Source organism: Streptomyces jeddahensis, from assembly GCF_001642995.1.
GTDB classification, from domain to species: Bacteria; Actinomycetota; Actinomycetes; order Streptomycetales; family Streptomycetaceae; genus Streptomyces; species Streptomyces jeddahensis.
On record NZ_LOHS01000200.1, the window covers coordinates 79673 to 96836 of the forward strand.

The window sequence follows — 17164 nt, forward strand, 5'->3', positions numbered from 1 at the left end:
AGCGCGGCGTCCGCACTTCCGGCGATCATCCCGCCCGCGCCCAGGACCTGGTCCGCCGCTTCGAGGAACTGGGCCCTCGGTGCCCGTCGCCCCCGCTCGACGGACGACACCTGCTCCTCGCCGTACCCGATCGCGGAGCCCAACTCGGCCTGTGTGCGCCCCGACTTCTCGCGCCACATCTTGATGACCTTGCCGACGGTTCGCAGGACCGCCGCCGAGTCGTCCTCCCAGGGGTGGGCTTCGGCCCCGTCGGCCGGCTGCCCGTGTGTCATCGCTGCCATGTGCCCGCCACCTTCGCCGTGCTGCCCGAGACCAACGTCGCTTCCGGGCGTCACGTCACGGGACACGGGCCGGACAGTGCCGACCGCGACCGGACAGTGACGCTGCGTACTGCCGACGCTGCTGGCCAGCGTAGAGAGCACCGGCCACGCTGAGTCACATGAACGCGGAAATCCCACACTTGTCGGACGCACTCAGTGGGGTGGCACAACACGCCGCTCCGGACCGTGACTTCGGCATTCAGCTCTCCGCCACGCGGAGAGGCGCCCGCCTGGCCCGGAGGCTCGCCACGCAGCAACTTGATGCCTGGGGCTGGCCGTACGACTCGGAGGCATCCCGGGCCGTCGCCCACCTCGTGGCCGAACTCGCCGCCAACGCCGTGCTGCACGGCCGGGTGGCGGGGCGGGATTTCCGGCTCCGCCTGATGCTCGTCGATGGCGTGACGATCCGTGTCGAGGTCACGGATCCCAGACCGGACCGCCTTCCCCTCGTCGCCGACCATGTCGGGCTTTCCACGACCGAGGCCGAGACCGGCCGAGGACTCCACCTCGTCCGGGCCCTGGCGGACCGCTGGGGCACACGGCCGGAGCCTCCACGCGCCAAGACCGTCTGGTGCGAACTGGCCCTCCAGTAAGGCGGACTCAACAGGGTGACGTCAGAAGGTTCGGCAGGGTGGTCCAGCGGTCCCCGGAAGCCTCCGGCGACAACCGCATCAGCGTCAGCGCCTTCGTGGGCAGCGGCTCCGTGAGCAGTGCGTCGAGGTCCGGGGTCCGCGGAAGGTCCCGTACCGCGGTGGAGAGGGCCCCGCGGAGGGCGGGGGCCGAGCCTGCCGTCGCGCCGAGGGCGCCTGCGACGAGGGAGCCGAAGAGCTTACGGCGCAGGGCCGTGTCGTCGTCGGTGATCAGGCGGCCGGTGAGGGGCGGGACCGGGATGCCGTGGCGGGCCAGGCGGGCCGGGCTGATGCGGATGTCGGCCAGGTCGCGGTAGACCAGGCGGACCGGGGCGTTCGCGGGGGACAGGACCACGAGCAGGTTCTGGCCGTGGGCCTCCAGGGCCACGCCGAGGTCGAGCAGGCGCAGACAGGCCGCGAGGGCCAGGCGCGCGAAGTCGGCCAGCCAGGCGAGGGATCGGGGCAGCGACGTCGTGGCGAGGGCGGCCACGGGGATGACGCGCTCGCCCGACTCCGGGGCTGCGTACGTCTCCGGGGACTCGCGCAGGACCGCCGCCAGATCGGGAGAGTCGGCCGTCACGGCGCCCAGTGTGCGGGTGATGTACAACAGGCCGTCCAGACGGGCGGACAGGGCGTCCGCGAAGGCTGAGACGGTCTCGGACGTCGCGATCGAGTAGACCGAGATGTCGCGGACGGAGGAGGTCAGGCGGGCGCTGAGGGCCGTCTTGATGTGTGCGGTGACGCCGTGGGCGGCCGAGGCGGGGGCCAGTGTGCGCAGGGACATCAGGGGGTGTGCCGCGATCTTCTCGCGGGCGGTGGGCCGGTCCGCCTTCCCGAGGACGTGCGCACTCTGCCAGGGATGGACCGGGATCAGGACCCGGTCCCCGTCCCGCAGCCGGTCCGGCCACTCGCCCGTCACCAGGCAGTCGTCGCGGCGCAGTGACGCAAGGTCCAGCGCTACGACGGGCCGGTGCTCCGGTGCGTACGCGAGTTGCTCGGCCACCGAGAAGCCAGGGCGTGAACGGCAGTTCGGGTGGTACGGGTGGCCGTCGACGATCCGCTGCTCCCACTGCCATGCGGTGGTGGGCCAGGCGCCGTCGTCCGGCGGCTGGTTGGCCCGGGCCAGGGCCAGAGACGCGGTGCTGTGGTGGAGTTCGGCGGCGAAGGCGGCGGCTCCCGGGACGGCGAGCGCCGTGATCAGCCCTGGCGCACTGGCGTATGCCGTGCCGTCGAGGTGCAGCTCCGTGACGTACGCCGTGGTGGCGTACGGGTCCGCGTGCGGGCCGTGCAGACGGCGGCCGTCGGCCAGATGGAGCGTCAGGCCGTCACGTCCCGGCTCGCGCCGCCTGATCCAGGGCAGCGGGTCGTACACCAGACCGCGCCACAGACGGGTCAGGACGGCGGCGCGGGCTCCGGGCAGTTCGGCCGCGTACGGCATGAGGAGGCCCGGGCGTACGGCGCGCAACTCGTCGGAGAGGGCGGACTCGGGCTCCGGCTCGGCGCGTGCGGAGTCCGCCGCGGCGGATGGGGGGACGGCCTGGGTACGGGGCGGATGCACGTTCGGACTCCTCTGGTGCAGAGACCGCATTGCGGCGGCCTACGACAGGACATACTGATCATCACCAGTGCACCGTATGGACCGAATGGATCCCGTGGACCCCACTTACCCCACGTACCGCGACCACTCCACACTCCCGATGCATCCCATGGACGACGTCGCCGAGGCTGCTGACGCGTACGCGGCAGCGCCTCTCCTCAATTGTCTGCTGCGGGAGCTGGCCGGGCCCGCCGAGCCCGCCGGCTCCGGCGAGTCGGCCGCGTCATTCGAGTCCGACGCGTTGGGGGGCGACTCGTCGTCCCAGGGCGGGCGGCGGCGCGTGTACCGGCTGCCGGCCGTCGGGCGGCGGCTGCGCGTACGCGCCGGGCGCCGGCCCGTCGAGCCCGAGCTGTTCGTGGCGGGTGCCTGGCACCGGCTCGGCCACACCGAGCTGGTCAAACTGGCGGCCGACGAGCTGCGGCGGTACACGGGGGAGTCCAACGACGAGCTCACCGCGGAGATGATCGACAGCCGGGACGCGGTGGCGGCACTGCTCACCGCCCGGGCCCGGGCGACCCCGCCCGACGACCTGTACGTGCGCTCCGAGCAGTCCCTGATCATGGGGCATCCGTACCATCCCGCCCCCAAGGCGCGCGGCGGCGGACCGGTCGCCGGCTGGCTGCCGTACGCCCCGGAGGCGCATGCGCGCTTCCCTCTGGTGCTGCTCGGCGTGCGCGAGGACATGGTCGTCGAGGAGGGCGACACGCGAGCGCTGGACTCCCTCGCCGAAGCGCTGGGAGGCACGGGAGGCGCGCCCGCCGTGCCGCCCCCCGGGTACCGTCTGCTGCCCGCCCACCCCTGGCAGCTCGAACTGGTCGGCGGACGCCCGGAGTTGCGGGACGCGTTCGCGGACGGGCGTCTCGTACGGCTGGGGCACACCGAGCGGCCCGTGTGGCCCACGGCGGCCGTGCGCACGCTGTACGTCCCGGACCGCTCCGGGCGTACGCCCGCGGCCGACCTCTTCGTGAAGTTCAGCCTCGACGTCCGTATCACCAACGACGTGCGGCGGCTGTGGCGGCACGACCTGCTGAAGATGCGCGCCACGGACGCGGCGGTCGCGGCGGCCTTCGCGGCGCTGCGGCAATCCGGGGGCCTGTACGGGACCGGGGGCCTGTACGAGAGCGGAGGCCTGTACGAGACGGACGCGGCGGCGGCTGGGACGGGCACGGCGACGGCGGCGGCCTGGCTGAGCGACCGCGGCTACCGCACGGCCGCCTTCGCGTTCGAGGAGCTCGCCGTGCTGGTGCGGGACGGGCTGGGCCGGCACGTCCGGCCGGGCGCGACGGCGCTGCTCGGGGCGGCGCTGGCCGAGGGTTTCGAGGGCAGCCCGCTCGACCGGCTCGCCGACCCGGCGGCGTGGTGGGCGGCGTATCTGCGGCACGTGGTTCCGCCCGTGCTCGAGGTGTTCGGGCGGCACGGTCTCGTCCTCGAGGCGCATCTGCAGAACTCGCTGGTGGCGGTGGACCGGGACGGTATGCCGGTGCAGGCGCTGTTCCGGGATGCGGAAGGCGTGAAGAGGGTGCCGGAGGTGGGGCGCGCGGCCGGCTGGGAGCGGCTCGTGTACTGCCTGTTCGTCAACCACATCGCCGAGATCGCGGGCGCGCTCGCCGAGCGGTACCCGTGGGCCGGGCCGGGGCTGTGGCCCGCCGTACGGCGCGAGCTCGTGCGCTACGACGCCGAGCGCGGACTGCCCGAGATCGCTGGCCTGCTCACCGCACCCACGCTCCCGGGGAAGACGAACCTGCTGCTGCGCTGGACGGGAGCGGGCGGGGCGGACGCGCGCTACCGGCCGGTGCCCAACCCTTTGCTGGAGGCCTCCGGCTCACCCTGATCCGACACTGGCGCCGTCATGTCAACTTCGGGTTGACACCCCTCGAGTGTCAACCTACGGTTGTCACATGACGAATCCACGTCCCGTCACGACCACCGTCCGCCTCGACGACCTGATCGAGGCCATCAAGAAGGTCCACACCGACGCGCTCGAGCAGCTCTCCGACGCGGTCATCGCAGCGGACCACCTCGGCGAAGTGGCCGACCACCTGATCGGCCACTTCGTGGACCAGGCGCGGCGCTCGGGCCACTCCTGGACGGAGATCGGCAAGAGCATGGGCGTCACCCGGCAGGCCGCCCAGAAGCGCTTCGTGCCGAAGGAACCCGGCGAGCTGTCGGACCTCGACCCCAGCCAGGGGTTCAGCCGGTTCACACCGCGGGCCAGGAACGTGGTGGTGACCGCACAGAACGAAGCCAAGGCGGCAGGCAACGACGTGATCTGCCCCGAGCATCTGGTCCTGGGGCTCCTGAGCCAACCGGAGGGGCTCGCGGGGGTCGTGCTCCAGGCGCAGGGCGTTCAGCTGGACGCCGTCCGGGAGGCCGCCACCGCGGCGCTGCCGCCGGCGGCCGAGGAGGTGCCGGCGCTCATCCCGTTCGACGCGGGGGCCAAGAAGGCGCTGGAACTGACCTTCCGCGAGGCCCTGCGCATGGGGCACAACTACGTCGGCACCGAGCACATCCTGCTCGCGCTGCTGGAGTTCGAGGACGGCTCGGGTGTGCTCAGCGGTCTCGGCGTCGACAAGGCGGCTACCGAGAGCCGTATCGTCGACCTCCTGGCGAAGTTCGTCGGTCCCTCCGCCGCCGAGCAGAAGGAGTCCTGACCTGGGCGCCCGGCCGACGAGGATCAGGAGCACGCACCGCTGATTTACAGTGGCCGGTGTGCTGCGCGAGGTGACTGCCGTCCGATACGTGACCCCCCTGACCACAGGGGGGTCTGTTCCGGGCATCGTGGAGGCGGACGACCTCGGCACCTACGTCGTCAAGTTCACCGGCTCGGCCCAGGGCCGAAAGGCGCTGGTGGCGGAGGTGATCGTCGGTGAGCTGGCCCGGCGGCTCGGCCTGCGCGTCCCGGAGCTGGTGCTGGCCCACTTCGATCCGGCGGTGGCGGAGGGCGAGCCGCACCAGGAGGTCCGGGACCTGCTGGGTGCCAGCGCCGGGCTCAACCTCGGGATGGACCTCCTGCCGGGCGCGAAGGACTTCACACCCGAGGTGGCGCGGTCGCTGACCGTCGACCCGCTGGAGGCGGGCAAGGTGGTCTGGCTGGACGCCCTCACCGTCAACGTCGACCGCACCGTGCACAGCTCCAACCTGATGCTCTGGCCGGCGTTCGGGACGCGCGAGCCCAAGCTGTGGCTGATCGACCACGGAGCGGCCCTCGTCTTCCACCACCGCTGGGACTCCGCTGCGGCCTCCGTCGACAAGGCGTACGACTTCCGGCAGCACGCCCTCGGCGCGTACGGTCCGGACGCGGCCGCCGCCGACGCGGAACTCGCACCGCGCGTGACCCGCGACCTGCTCCGCGAGGTCACCGACCTGGTGCCGGACGAGTGGCTGGAGGGGGAGCCCGGCTTCGCCGGTCCCGACGAGAAGCGCGAGGCCTACGTCGCGTATCTCGCCGCGCGTGCCAAAACCTCCCACGTCTGGCTCCCCACGGACTTCCCCACCCGCGAGCAGCTCGCCGCCGAGGACGCCGCGCGTGCCGCGGCCACCGAGGCGGGCCGCCCCGCCTGGCTGAAGCGGGTACCGGACCTGCACGGCAAACCGGCCGCCGCACAGGACTGGTCCGTGCACCTCGAAAGGAAGAACTGAACCCTTGACCTCGTCGAACTCGTCTTCCCCGGACACCGGAGCCACAGCCGAGACCGAATCACCCGCGGACAGCGGCCACCGCGTCCAGATCGAGTACTGCACCCAGTGCCGCTGGCTCCCGCGAGCGGCCTGGCTGGCCCAGGAGCTCCTGACCACCTTCGAGACGGAGCTCACCGAACTCGCCCTCAAGCCGGGCACCGGCGGCGTCTTCGTCGTGCGCGTCGACGACGAGGTGGTCTGGGACCGCCGAGAGCAGGGCTTCCCCGAACCGACCGCCGTGAAGCGCCTGGTCCGCGACCGGGTGGCACCGGACAAGAGCCTGGGCCACTCGGAGCGCTGAGGCCGTGGGGCCAGGGTGGGTGCCCTGGCCCGGCCCCGGCTCAGCCGCGCAGCTGTTCGTACGCGGGCAGGGTGAGGAAGTCCGCGTAGTCCTCGTCCAGCGCGACCTTCAAGAGGAGGTCGTGGGCCTGCTGCCACTTGCCGGACGCGTAGGCCTCCTCGCCGAGCTCCGCGCGGATCGCGGCGAGCTCCTCGGCGGCGACCTTGCGCGCCAGCTCGGGGGTCGCCCTCTCGCCGTTCTCGAAGACCACGCCCGCGTTGATCCACTGCCAGATCTGGGAGCGGGAGATCTCGGCGGTGGCCGCGTCCTCCATGAGGTTGAAGATCGCGACCGCGCCGAGGCCGCGCAGCCAGGCCTCGATGTAGCGGATGCCGACCTGGACGGCGTTGACGAGACCGGCGTACGTCGGCTTCGCGTCGAGCGAGTCGATGGCGATCAGGTCGGCCGCCTTCACGTCGACGTCCTCGCGGAGGCGGTCCTTCTGGTTCGGCCGGTCGCCCAGGACGGCGTCGAAGGATGCCATCGCGATCGGGACGAGGTCCGGGTGCGCGACCCAGGAGCCGTCGAAGCCGTCGTTCGCCTCGCGGTCCTTGTCGGCCTTGACCTTCTCGAACGCGACCTTGTTGACCTCCTCGTCCCTGCGGGACGGGATGAAGGCCGCCATGCCGCCGATGGCGTGCGCGCCGCGCTTGTGGCAGGTGCGAACGAGGAGTTCGGTGTACGCCCGCATGAACGGGGCCGTCATCGTCACCGCGTTGCGGTCCGGCAGCACGAACTTCTCGCCGCCGTCACGGAAGTTCTTGACGATCGAGAAGAGGTAGTCCCAGCGGCCCGCGTTCAGCCCGGAGGCGTGGTCGCGCAGCTCGTAGAGGATCTCCTCCATCTCGTACGCCGCCGTGATCGTCTCGATCAGGACGGTGGCGCGAACGGTGCCCTGCGGGATGCCGACGTAGTCCTGGGCGAAGACGAAGACGTCGTTCCAGAGGCGGGCCTCCAGGTGCGACTCCGTCTTGGGGAGGTAGAAGTACGGGCCCTTGCCGAGGTCCAGCAGGCGCTGCGCGTTGTGGAAGAAGTAGAGGCCGAAGTCGACCAGCGCGCCCGGCACGGCGCGGCCGGTCTCGTCCTTCAGGTGGCGCTCGTCGAGGTGCCAGCCGCGCGGGCGCATGACGACGGTCGCCAGCTCCTCGTTGGGCTTGAGGGTGTACGACTTGCCGGTGTTCTCGTCCGTGAAGTCGATACGGCGTTCGTAGGCGTCGGTGAGGTTGAGCTGGCCGAGGACCACGTTCGCCCAGGTCGGGGCCGAGGCGTCCTCGAAGTCGGCGAGCCAGATCTTCGCGCCCGAGTTGAGGGCGTTGATGGTCATCTTGCGGTCGGTGGGGCCCGTGATCTCGACGCGGCGGTCGTCGAGCGCCGCCGGTGCCGGGGCGACCTTCCAGGACTCGTCCTCGCGGATCGCGGCCGTCTCCGGCAGGAAGTCGAGCGTCGATGTGCGGGCGATCTCGGCGCGGCGCTCGGCGCGGCGGGCGAGGAGCTCGTCACGCCGGGGCGTGAACCGGCGGTGCAGCTCCGCCACGAAGGCGAGCGCTGCCTCGGTGAGGACCTCCTCCTGCCGGGGCAGGGGCTCGGCGTCGACGATGGCCAGCGGGGACGGCGCTGGTGCGGACATGAGCTGTCACTTCCTTCAGGGGACGCTTCTGTGTTGTGGATACTAGTTTTCTCATCGTGGAAGATCAATCGTTCGTTGATGTCGAGGGGGTCTTGTCACTCCAGGCGCGCCAGGTCGGCCGCCGTGTCAATGTCGTACGGCTCCGCCACGTCCCCGCACTCGACCAGCGTGACCGCGTCGTCGTGCGCCTGCAGATAGGCGCGCGCACCACGGTCTCCCACCGCGCTCGCCGCGACTCCGGCCCAGTGGTCGGAGCCGAAGAGCACCGGGTGGCCCCGCTCGCCGTCGTACGCGGCGGCCGCCAGAGTTGCGGGTGACTCGTACGCCGCCAGCACTCGGGCCACCGCCTCCGGGCCGATCCCGGGCTGGTCGACGAGTGAGACGAGTGCCGCCGCGGCGCCGGTGCCGGCGAGGGAACCGAGCCCGGCCCGGAGTGAGGAACCCATGCCCTCCTCCCACTGCGGGTTGTCGACCAGTACGCAGCCGGTCAGCTCCGCGCGTTCCCGCACCGCGTCGGCCCCGGCGCCCAGGACGACGTGCACGCGCGTGCAGCCGCCTTCGCGGAGCGTGCGTACCGCGTGCTCGACCAGTGGGCGGCCGCGGTGTTCGAGCAGCGCCTTGGGGTGGCCGCCGAGTCGCCGGCCGCCGCCGGCCGCCAGCAGAAGACCGACGACATCGCCCCGGGCGCGTGGAGCCGTGGGGGAATCCGTATGGGGTGCGCGCGTCATGTCACCTGCATATCGCAGCCATGGACCCGGTGGTCACATCCGTCAGTCCCTTCGGATTCCGTCTATGCGGTGGCGCGCGTCGCTCCAGTGCCGTTTACTGGCCCGCGTCCCCCGGCGCCCGACCATCGCCCAGGGGTGACGACGCAGACACACGCACGAGGACGTGCGAGGGGGAGATGCCGTGTTGCGGAGCGTGGGGCAGAAGCCATTGACCGGCAGCGACGAGGACCCGCGGGTGACGGAGTTGCGTACCGCCGTGTCGCGGCTGCGGCGCGAACTCGCCGCTCATCCGGCGGAGTTCCCGGACCGCGGGATCGCCGAGGAGGAACTGGCGGCCCTGGCGGCGATGGCCGTGAGCGGGGCTCCGGAAACCCCGCGGCTGCACCGGTCGCTGCTGCTGATCGCGGGCGCGATCGGCTCGGTGAGCGCACTGGCGGCGGGCCTTGCGGAGGTCCGGAGCGCGGTGGATCTGTTCGGCGAGCCGCGGGGACAGCGGGGGTGACTCCACGCCCGCGTTTCGGGCGGTACGCCCCCCTCAGCTCGCCGACCCGGAACCGGCCAGCGCAGCGGACAGCTCCGCCGCCACCTGCTTCAGCACCGGCACGATCTTCTCCGTCGTCGCGTCGGTGACGCGCCCCGCCGGGCCCGAGATCGAGATCGCCGCCGCCGTGGGGGAGTCGGGGACGGAGACCGCGAGGCAGCGGACGCCGATCTCCTGTTCGTTGTCGTCGACGGCGTAGCCGAGGCGGCGCACCTCTTCGAGCGCGTCGAGGAAGCCCTCGGGTGTCGTGATCGTCTTCTCGGTCGCGGCGGGCATGCCGGTGCGGGCGAGCAGCGCGCGCACCTCGTCCGCAGGGAGGTCGGCGAGCAGCGCCTTGCCGACGCCCGTCGAGTGCGGCAGCACCCGGCGGCCGACCTCGGTGAACATCCGCATCGAGTGCTTCGACGGCACCTGCGCCACGTACACGATCTCGTCGCCGTCGAGCAGGGCCATGTTCGCCGTCTCGCCGGTCGCCTCGACGAGGCGGGCGAGACTGGGGCGGGCCCAGGTACCGAGGAGCCGCGAGGCGGACTCGCCGAGGCGGATCAGCCGGGGGCCGAGCGCATAGCGGCGGTTGGGCTGCTGGCGCACGTACCCGCACGCCACGAGCGTGCGCATGAGGCGGTGGATGGTGGGGAGCGGCAGCCCGCTGCTGGCGGAGAGCTCGCTCAGCCCGACCTCGCCGCCCGCGTCCGCCATCCGCTCGAGCAGGTCGAAGGCACGCTCGAGGGACTGGACGCCGCCGCTGGAGGATGGGGCTTTGGAGGCGTCGGCGGCACTGGACGTCGGCACGGCGCGGTCCTTTCGGGTCAGAATCGACAGGGGCGGCCCGGAGGTCCTCCGTCGAGGGACGGTCCGGGGCACTTCCGTGATCGTTCCATGGTTCGCCTGAGTCTCTTCACTTTTTGACTTACGGAAGTCTAATTTCACTCAGTGGAAACGTCGAGGGTGCTTTCATGGGGTCCGGCGGTGGATCAGGGGGTCCGGCGCCCGTCAGCTGCGGTCTTGACGTGCTGATACCGGAAGTGAAAACTCCTTCAACAGAACGTTGAAGTGGGTGAAGCGGGCGAGAGGGGTTCGGGTGTCCGACGTCGAACTGGTGTTGCGCTCGACGCGCGTCGTCACTCCCGAAGGGACGCGGGCCGCCTCGGTCGCCGTCGCCGGCGGGACGATCACGGCCGTCCTGGTGCACGACGCCGACGTGCCGGCCGGTGCCCGGCTCGAGGACCTCGGCGACGACGTGCTGCTGCCCGGCCTCGTCGACACCCACGTCCACGTCAACGACCCCGGCCGCACCGAGTGGGAGGGCTTCTGGACCGCCACGCGCGCCGCGGCCGCAGGCGGCATCACCACGATCGTCGACATGCCCCTCAACTCGCTGCCGCCGACCACGACGGCCGAGAACCTCCGTACGAAGCAGGAGGTCGCCCGCACCAAGGCACACATCGACGTCGGCTTCTGGGGCGGTGCGCTGCCCGACAACCTCAAGGACCTGAGGCCGCTGCACGACGCCGGAGTCTTCGGTTTCAAGGCCTTCCTCTCGCCCTCCGGTGTCGACGAGTTCCCCGAGCTCGACCAGGAGCAGCTCGGCCGGTCGCTTGCCGAGATCGCGGGATTCGGCGGGCTGCTGATCGTGCACGCCGAGGACCCGCACCAGCTCGCCGCCGCCCCGCAGCAGAGCGGCGGGCGCTACGCGGACTTCCTCGCCTCGCGGCCGAAGGACGCCGAGAACAGGGCCGTCGAGAACCTCATCGCACAGGCGAAGCGGCTCCACGCGCGCGTGCACGTCCTGCACCTGTCGTCCAGCGACGCTCTGCCGCTGATCGCCACTGCCAAGCGCGAGGGCGTACGCGTCACCGTCGAGTCCTGTCCGCACTTCCTCACCCTCACCGCCGAGGAAGTCCCGGACGGCGCCACCGAGTTCAAGTGCTGCCCGCCCATCCGCGAGGCGTCCAACCAGGATGCGCTCTGGGCGGGCCTCGCCGACGGCACCATCGACTGCATCGTCTCCGACCACTCCCCGTCCACCAAGGACCTCAAGACCGACGATTTCGCCACCGCCTGGGGCGGCATCTCCTCGCTCCAGCTGGGCCTTCCCGCGATCTGGACGGAGGCGCGCCGGCGCGGGCACACGCTCGAGGACGTCGTCCGCTGGATGGCCGCAGGCCCGGCGGAGCTGGCCGGGCTCTCCCAGAAGGGCGCCATCCAGGCGGGCCGCGACGCGGACTTCGCGGTCCTCGCGCCCGACGAGACCTTCACCGTCGACCCGGCCGAGCTGCACCACCGCAACCAGGTCACGGCGTACGCGGGCAGGACCCTGCACGGTGTCGTCACATCGACCTGGCTGCGGGGCGAACGGATCCTGGCCGGCAGCGAGTTCACCGAGCCGAGAGGACGGCTCCTGACCCGGCACCCGTAACGCGCCGACCGCCGAACACCGGCCCTGGCCCGCGCCCCGCACCCCAGGCCGGATCGGCCACCGGCACCCGCAGCCGACGGCACGGCACCCCACCGGCCGGCACCTGGAAAGGAACAACTGATCACCGTGACGGCGATTCCCCGCTTCACCGGCGACGCCAGCCCCTACGCCGGCGGCGACCCGTACGCCGACTACCGCACCGCCGAGTTCCCGTTCGCGCACCACGCCGATCTCGCGGACCGCACGCTCGGCGCCGGAGTCATCGCCGCCAACGACGAGTTCTTCGCCCAGCGCGAGAACCTGCTGGTGCCCGAGCGCGCCGAGTTCGACCCGGAGCACTTCGGCCACAAGGGCAAGATCATGGACGGCTGGGAGACACGCCGCCGCCGCGGCGCCTCCGCCGAGCATCCCTGGCCCACCGCCGACGACCACGACTGGGCCCTCGTCCGCCTGGGCGCGCCCGGCATCGTCCGCGGCATCGTCGTCGACACCGCCCACTTCCGCGGCAACTACCCGGCGGCCGTCTCCGTGGAGGCCACGTCCGTGCCCGGCTCCCCGTCGCCCGAGGACCTCCTCTCCGGCGACGTGAAGTGGACGCCGCTCGTACCGCGTACGGCCGTCGGCGGCCACGCGGCCAACGGCTTCGCCGTGGACGTCGAGCAGGTCTTCACACATCTGCGGGTCAACCAGCACCCCGACGGCGGCATCGCCCGCCTGCGCGTCTACGGCGAGGTCGTGCCCGACCCGCGCTGGCTCGCGGCCCTCGGCACGTTCGACGTCGTCGCGCTGGAGAACGGCGGCCAGGTCGAGGACGCATCCAACCTGTTCTACTCGCCCGCCACCAACACGATCCAGCCCGGCCGCTCGCGCGCGATGCACGAGTGCTGGGAGACCCGTCGCCGCCGCGACCAGGGGCACGACTGGATCCGCTACCGCCTGTCCGCCCAGTCCGAGATCCGCGCGATCGAGATCGACACGGCGTACCTCAAGGGGAACGCGGCAGGCTGGGCCTCGGTGTCGGTCCGCGACGGCGAGGACGGCGACTGGACGGAGGTCCTGCCGCGCACCCGCCTCCAGCCCGACACGAACCACCGCTTCGTCCTGGACGCACCGGTCGTGGGCACGCACGCGCGCGTGGACATCTTCCCGGACGGGGGGATCTCCCGGTTGCGGTTGTTCGGATCGCCGACAGAGGACGGTGCGGCGCGGCTGCGGGCCCGCCGCCGGGAGCTCGGGGGCTGAGGGCGTTCCACGAACCCGGGACAGGCCGACGACAGCTCAGGACCGCTCCCGACCGCCGTCGAATACCGGGCGCCCGGCACGCCCGCCGCGCGCACCGATGAGTTCTGCGTGAGCGTGAAGTCGAAGAAGGTGACAGTGCACGCGCGCGGGGGTGCTCTCAGGGGCGCCCCCGCGGACCAGAGAGGCATGGCACCCGCGATGAAGATCACCCTCACCCAGTTCGTCACCCTCGACGGCGTCGTCCAGGCCCCGGGCGGCCCCGACGAGGACCGCAGCGGCGGCTTCGAGCACGGCGGATGGACCGTCCCGTACTGGGACGAGGACTCCGGCCAGTTCGTGGACGAGGCCTTCGAACGCGCGGACGCCTTCCTCTTGGGGCGCCGTACGTACGACATCTTCGCCGCCTACTGGCCCAAGGTCACCGACCCCGCCGACCCGATCGCCTCCCCGCTGAACACCCTGCCCAAGTACGTCGCCTCGACGACCCTCGACAAGGCGGACTGGCAGAACACCACCGTCATCGGCGACGACCTCGTCGAGCAGGTCACCGCGCTGAAGGAGCAGCCGGGCCGGGAGCTGCAGATCCACGGCAGCGCCACCCTCGCCCGGTCGCTCATGGCCCACGACCTGATCGACACCGTCCACCTGTTCACCTTCCCCGTCGTCCTGGGCACGGGCCGCCGCCTCTTCGCGGACGGAGCGGTGCCGAGGGCGTTCCGCCTCACCGCGTCCCGCACCACGGGCAAGGGCGTGGCCATCCACTCGTACGACCTCGCGGGCCGGCCCACCTATGGCTCTTATGAGCTGGAAGGACCGGAAGGAAATGTGTAGCCCTCACGCAGCCGCACAGGTACGTTGATCGCCGCGTGTGCGAGCCGACGACGTCTCCTCTCGTGAGGGGCTCCTCATAAGACCCCGAGATGTCGCCACTCCCCGAAGGGCCCCGCACATGTCCTCGATCGCCGTCACTGCCGTACTCGCCCCGCGCCGCCGCGCCTGGCTCACCGACCTCCCGGTACTCCTCGTGGCCGTGGTGTGGGGCGCCAGCTATCTCTCCGCGAAGGGCATCACCACCGAGAAGACCGTGCTCGCGGTTCTGGTGCTGCGCTTCGGCATCGTCCTGCCGGTGCTCGCCGTCATGGGCTGGAGGGCACTGCGCGCGCTGAGCGCCGCACAGTGGCGCGGGGCCGGGCTGCTGGGACTCGTCCTGAGCGGGGTCTTCCTGCTGGAGACGTACGGCGTCGTGTACACCTCGGCGACCAACGCCGGTCTCATCATCAGCCTCACCATGATCTTCACGCCGCTCGCTGAGGCGGCCGTGACGAGGACCCTTCCCTCGCGCAGCTTTCTCGCCGTCGCCGGGCTCTCCGTGCTCGGCGTCGTACTCCTCACCCAGAGCGGCGGATTCACCAGCCCCTCCTCCGGTGACCTGCTGATGCTGCTCGCGGCTCTGGCCCGTACCGTCCATGTGCTCGCCATGGCCCGTATCAAGTCGGTCCGGGGTGCGGACGCCCTGCCTCTGACGACCGTCCAACTCGGCGCAGCAGTCGCGGTCTTCGCCGTTCTCCTCGCGGCCTCGCCCGGCGCCGGTGCAACGCCCTGGGCAGCGGCGGCGGACTTCGGCGCCCGGGAATGGGCCGGACTCCTCTTCCTCTCGGCCTGCTGCACGCTCTTCGCCTTCTTCGTGCAGATGTGGGCGGTCCGCAGGACATCGCCGTCGCGGGTGAGTCTGCTGCTCGGCACCGAGCCGCTGTGGGCGGCCGCGGCCGGCATTCTCATCGGCGGTGAACGGCTGGGTGCGGCAGGGCTTCTGGGGGCGGTTCTGGTGCTCGCGGGAACGTCGTGGGGGCGGCGCTCCACCGGCTGACGATGTTGGCCGAAACCGCATCGCACGCCTCCCGCGCCGGGTTAAGTCCCGGAAAAATCCTGTGACTTGACGTTGACACGTCAGTCTCTACGCGCGTCACACTGGGGCCATGCGAATCCCCCCACGAATCCTCAGCGTCACCGCGCTCGCCGCCGCACTGCTCATCGGCGGCCCGGCCACCGTCTCCGCCACCGCGGCGCCCGCGCCGTCGGCGGCCACCGTCTCCGCGGGGTTCTCGGCCGCCGCAGTCGGCGACATCTGCTACTCCGACCTGCCGCCCCAGGCCTACGACACGCTGGAACTCATCGAACAGGGCGGCCCGTTCCCGTACGAGCAGGACGGCACCGTCTTCCAGAACAGGGAAGGCATCCTGCCCTCGCAGTCCACCGGCTACTACCACGAGTACACCGTCATCACGCCCGGCTCGAGCACCCGCGGCGCCCGTCGCATCGTGACCGGTGAGGAGTACCAGGAGGACTACTACACCGCCGACCACTACGCGTCCTTCGACCTGATCGACTACGCCTGCTAGGCGCTCCGCTGGACGTGCCGCGATGTGCCGTCGATCGTCTGCGGCGCCGTCGTGGCTGGTCGCGCCCGCGCGGCGGAGCCGCATATCGATACAGCCCCGCGCCCCTTTGGGGCGCTGCCAAACGGCAGCCGACTTCGCCCGACCTGCTTAGCCCACGCGCCTTCCGAGGCGCACAGGATCCTCGCCCCGCGGCACCCCCCACGCAATCCGGGCCGCGGGGCGAGGTGTGCGCCGCCCGCCGTCGGCGCCCTGCCGGCCGGTCCGGTCGGCGACCGGCCGCCGTGGCCGGACACGTGGACCGGCGACCGGCCGAGGTGCCGGGCGGGCAGCGCGGGCACGATGTCGCCCCGCGGAGCGTTGTCAGTGCGGCGGTCTACATTCGGTCTCAGTCCGTCGAAGAAGCCGGACGATGCCGACAGGCAGGGCTGGAGGGGGAAGCTCATGGCAGGTCCGATCGATCTGAGCGAGTACGGCGAGGCGTTCACGGCCGACCCGCATGTGGTGTACGCGGAGCTGCGGGAGCGGGGGCCCGTGCACCGGGTGCGGCTGGGGCCGCCGTCGCCCGCGGAGGGCCAGGAGGTGTGGCTCGTCGTCGGGTACGAGGAGGCGCGCGCCGCCCTTGCCGATCCGCGCCTGGCGAAGGACATGAGCAAGCTGGGATACGTCGGGCTCGATGTGGAGCGCATCGGGCCCCACATGCTGATGTCGGATCCGCCTGAGCACAGCCGGTTGCGCCGACTGGTGGCCCGCGAGTTCACCGCGCGCCGGGTCGAGGCGCTGCGGCCGCGGGTCCAGCAGATCACCGATGAGCTGCTCGATCAGATGGTGCCGCTGGGCCATGCCGACCTCGTGGAGTCGCTGGCGTTCCCGCTGCCGATGACCGTCATCTGCGAGCTCCTCGGCGTGCCCGACATCGACCGGGCCGCGTTCCGCCGTATGTCGAACGAGGTGGTGGCGCCCACCAGCGGCGAGGCTGAATACGCGGCGATCGTGGAGCTCGCCGCGTATCTGGACGATCTGATCGAGGACAAGCGTTGTACCGCGCCAGGCGACGACCTGCTGAGCGCGCTCCTCCGCACTACCGCGGAGGACGGCGACCGGCTGTCCCGCGAAGAGCTGCGCGGCATGGGCTATCTCCTGCTGGTCGCGGGCCACGAGACGACGGTCAACCTGATTGCGAACGGCGTGCATGCCCTCCTCACCCACCCGGGTCAACTAGCTGCCCTGCGCGCGGACATGGGCCTCCTGGACGGCGCCGTGGAGGAGATGCTGCGCTACGAGGGGCCGGTGGAGAACGCGACGTTCCGGTTCGCGGCCGAGCCCCTCGACATCGGGGGTACGTTCATCGCGCAGGGTGAAGCGGTTCTGGTCGGCCTCGCCTCCGCCGACCGTGACGGGGAGAAGTTCCCCGAGCCCGATCGGTTCGACATCCGCCGGGCCGCCGGGGGACACCTGGCCTTCGGCCACGGCATCCACTACTGCCTGGGCGCCCCACTCGCCCGTATCGAGGCCCGTGTCGCGCTGCGCTCGCTGCTGGACCGCTGCCCGGACCTGGCCCTGGACGCGGACCGCGACGGGCCGCCCGGCCCCTGGATACCGGGCATGCTGATCCGGGGCATGCGCAGGCTTCCGGTGCGCTGGTAG

The 17164-nt window shown here is 71.7% G+C and carries 16 protein-coding genes and 1 pseudogene; 12 read left to right on the forward strand and 5 right to left on the reverse strand.

Annotation, left to right across the window (positions count from 1 at the left end; genetic code table 11):
• Positions 1-20: 20 nt before the first annotated feature.
• Positions 21-272 (reverse strand): annotated as a pseudogene (locus STSP_RS35665) (helix-turn-helix domain-containing protein); the annotation flags it as partial.
• A gap of 167 nt (positions 273-439) precedes the next feature.
• Here STSP_RS35665 and STSP_RS35670 point away from each other — a divergent pair.
• Positions 440-913: an ATP-binding protein gene (locus STSP_RS35670; RefSeq protein ID WP_067285328.1), complete on the forward strand. Its 474-nt coding sequence runs from the start codon at positions 440-442 to the stop codon at positions 911-913.
• Positions 914-920: 7 nt separating this feature from the next.
• Here STSP_RS35670 and STSP_RS35675 read toward each other — a convergent pair whose 3' ends face one another.
• Positions 921-2414 carry an IucA/IucC family protein gene (locus tag STSP_RS35675; RefSeq protein WP_067285427.1) on the reverse strand — a complete coding sequence of 498 codons (1494 nt, stop codon included), beginning with the start codon at positions 2412-2414 and terminating at the stop codon, positions 921-923.
• Positions 2415-2592: 178 nt separating this feature from the next.
• Here STSP_RS35675 and STSP_RS35680 point away from each other — a divergent pair, with 178 nt between their 5' ends.
• The 4 genes from STSP_RS35680 (at position 2593) to STSP_RS35695 (ending at position 6525) form a co-directional block, all read left to right on the forward strand.
• On the forward strand, positions 2593-4377 hold the full coding sequence (locus STSP_RS35680) for an IucA/IucC family protein (protein WP_078067775.1): 1785 nt from the start codon (positions 2593-2595) through the stop codon (positions 4375-4377).
• A 67-nt stretch (positions 4378-4444) separates the two neighbouring features.
• Positions 4445-5197 carry a Clp protease N-terminal domain-containing protein gene (locus STSP_RS35685; protein ID WP_067285330.1) on the forward strand — a complete coding sequence of 251 codons (753 nt, stop codon included), beginning with the start codon at positions 4445-4447 and terminating at the stop codon, positions 5195-5197.
• A 58-nt stretch (positions 5198-5255) separates the two neighbouring features.
• Positions 5256-6185: a HipA family kinase gene (locus STSP_RS35690; protein WP_067285430.1), complete on the forward strand. Its 930-nt coding sequence runs from the start codon at positions 5256-5258 to the stop codon at positions 6183-6185.
• 88 nt (positions 6186-6273) lie between these two features.
• Positions 6274-6525 carry a SelT/SelW/SelH family protein gene (locus STSP_RS35695; protein WP_067285432.1) on the forward strand — a complete coding sequence of 84 codons (252 nt, stop codon included), beginning with the start codon at positions 6274-6276 and terminating at the stop codon, positions 6523-6525.
• Positions 6526-6565: 40 nt separating this feature from the next.
• Here the strand turns inward: STSP_RS35695 and aceB are convergent, their stop codons facing one another.
• Together aceB and STSP_RS35705 are read right to left on the reverse strand one after the other, a co-directional pair.
• A complete protein-coding gene (gene aceB / locus STSP_RS35700) occupies positions 6566-8191 on the reverse strand; it encodes a malate synthase A (RefSeq protein WP_067285332.1) in 1626 nt (541 codons plus the stop codon).
• A 95-nt stretch (positions 8192-8286) separates the two neighbouring features.
• The gene (locus STSP_RS35705) at positions 8287-8919 is read right to left on the reverse strand and encodes a nucleotidyltransferase family protein (protein WP_067285334.1); all 633 of its coding nucleotides are present in this window, start codon (positions 8917-8919) and stop codon (positions 8287-8289) included.
• A 181-nt stretch (positions 8920-9100) separates the two neighbouring features.
• Here STSP_RS35705 and STSP_RS35710 point away from each other — a divergent pair, with 181 nt between their 5' ends.
• The gene (locus STSP_RS35710; protein ID WP_067285336.1) at positions 9101-9421 is read left to right on the forward strand and encodes a DUF5955 family protein; all 321 of its coding nucleotides are present in this window, start codon (positions 9101-9103) and stop codon (positions 9419-9421) included.
• 33 nt (positions 9422-9454) lie between these two features.
• Here the strand turns inward: STSP_RS35710 and STSP_RS35715 are convergent, their stop codons facing one another.
• Positions 9455-10252 carry an IclR family transcriptional regulator gene (locus STSP_RS35715; RefSeq protein ID WP_067285338.1) on the reverse strand — a complete coding sequence of 266 codons (798 nt, stop codon included), beginning with the start codon at positions 10250-10252 and terminating at the stop codon, positions 9455-9457.
• A gap of 289 nt (positions 10253-10541) precedes the next feature.
• Between STSP_RS35715 and allB the strand changes: the two genes are divergently transcribed.
• The 6 genes from allB to STSP_RS35745 all read left to right on the forward strand — a co-directional run bounded on the left by allB (position 10542) and on the right by STSP_RS35745 (position 17164).
• On the forward strand, positions 10542-11879 hold the full coding sequence (allB, locus tag STSP_RS35720; RefSeq protein ID WP_067285340.1) for an allantoinase AllB: 1338 nt from the start codon (positions 10542-10544) through the stop codon (positions 11877-11879).
• Between the two features lie 126 nt (positions 11880-12005).
• Complete coding sequence (gene alc / locus STSP_RS35725; protein WP_067285342.1) at positions 12006-13121, forward strand: allantoicase; 1116 nt, start codon at positions 12006-12008, stop codon at positions 13119-13121.
• Between the two features lie 186 nt (positions 13122-13307).
• A complete protein-coding gene (locus STSP_RS35730; RefSeq protein WP_198547517.1) occupies positions 13308-13952 on the forward strand; it encodes a dihydrofolate reductase family protein in 645 nt (214 codons plus the stop codon).
• A 118-nt stretch (positions 13953-14070) separates the two neighbouring features.
• A complete protein-coding gene (locus STSP_RS35735; RefSeq protein ID WP_067285345.1) occupies positions 14071-14988 on the forward strand; it encodes a DMT family transporter in 918 nt (305 codons plus the stop codon).
• A 109-nt stretch (positions 14989-15097) separates the two neighbouring features.
• Complete coding sequence (locus STSP_RS35740) at positions 15098-15520, forward strand: ribonuclease domain-containing protein (RefSeq protein ID WP_067285347.1); 423 nt, start codon at positions 15098-15100, stop codon at positions 15518-15520.
• A 441-nt stretch (positions 15521-15961) separates the two neighbouring features.
• Positions 15962-17164: a cytochrome P450 family protein gene (locus STSP_RS35745; protein WP_067285348.1), complete on the forward strand. Its 1203-nt coding sequence runs from the start codon at positions 15962-15964 to the stop codon at positions 17162-17164.

Excerpts from the sequence above, each read along its gene's own strand:
- STSP_RS35670 (WP_067285328.1), top strand. The coding sequence starts at position 440 with ATGAACGCGGAAATCCCACACTTGTCGGACGCACTCAGTGGGGTGGCA.
- STSP_RS35680 (WP_078067775.1), top strand. The coding sequence starts at position 2,593 with ATGGATCCCGTGGACCCCACTTACCCCACGTACCGCGACCACTCCACA.
- STSP_RS35685 (WP_067285330.1), top strand. The coding sequence starts at position 4,445 with ATGACGAATCCACGTCCCGTCACGACCACCGTCCGCCTCGACGACCTG.
- aceB (WP_067285332.1), bottom strand. The coding sequence starts at position 8,191 with ATGTCCGCACCAGCGCCGTCCCCGCTGGCCATCGTCGACGCCGAGCCC.
- STSP_RS35705 (WP_067285334.1), bottom strand. The coding sequence starts at position 8,919 with ATGACGCGCGCACCCCATACGGATTCCCCCACGGCTCCACGCGCCCGG.
- STSP_RS35730 (WP_198547517.1), top strand. The coding sequence starts at position 13,308 with ATGGCACCCGCGATGAAGATCACCCTCACCCAGTTCGTCACCCTCGAC.
- STSP_RS35735 (WP_067285345.1), top strand. The coding sequence starts at position 14,071 with ATGTCCTCGATCGCCGTCACTGCCGTACTCGCCCCGCGCCGCCGCGCC.
- STSP_RS35740 (WP_067285347.1), top strand. The coding sequence starts at position 15,098 with ATGCGAATCCCCCCACGAATCCTCAGCGTCACCGCGCTCGCCGCCGCA.
- STSP_RS35745 (WP_067285348.1), top strand. The coding sequence starts at position 15,962 with ATGGCAGGTCCGATCGATCTGAGCGAGTACGGCGAGGCGTTCACGGCC.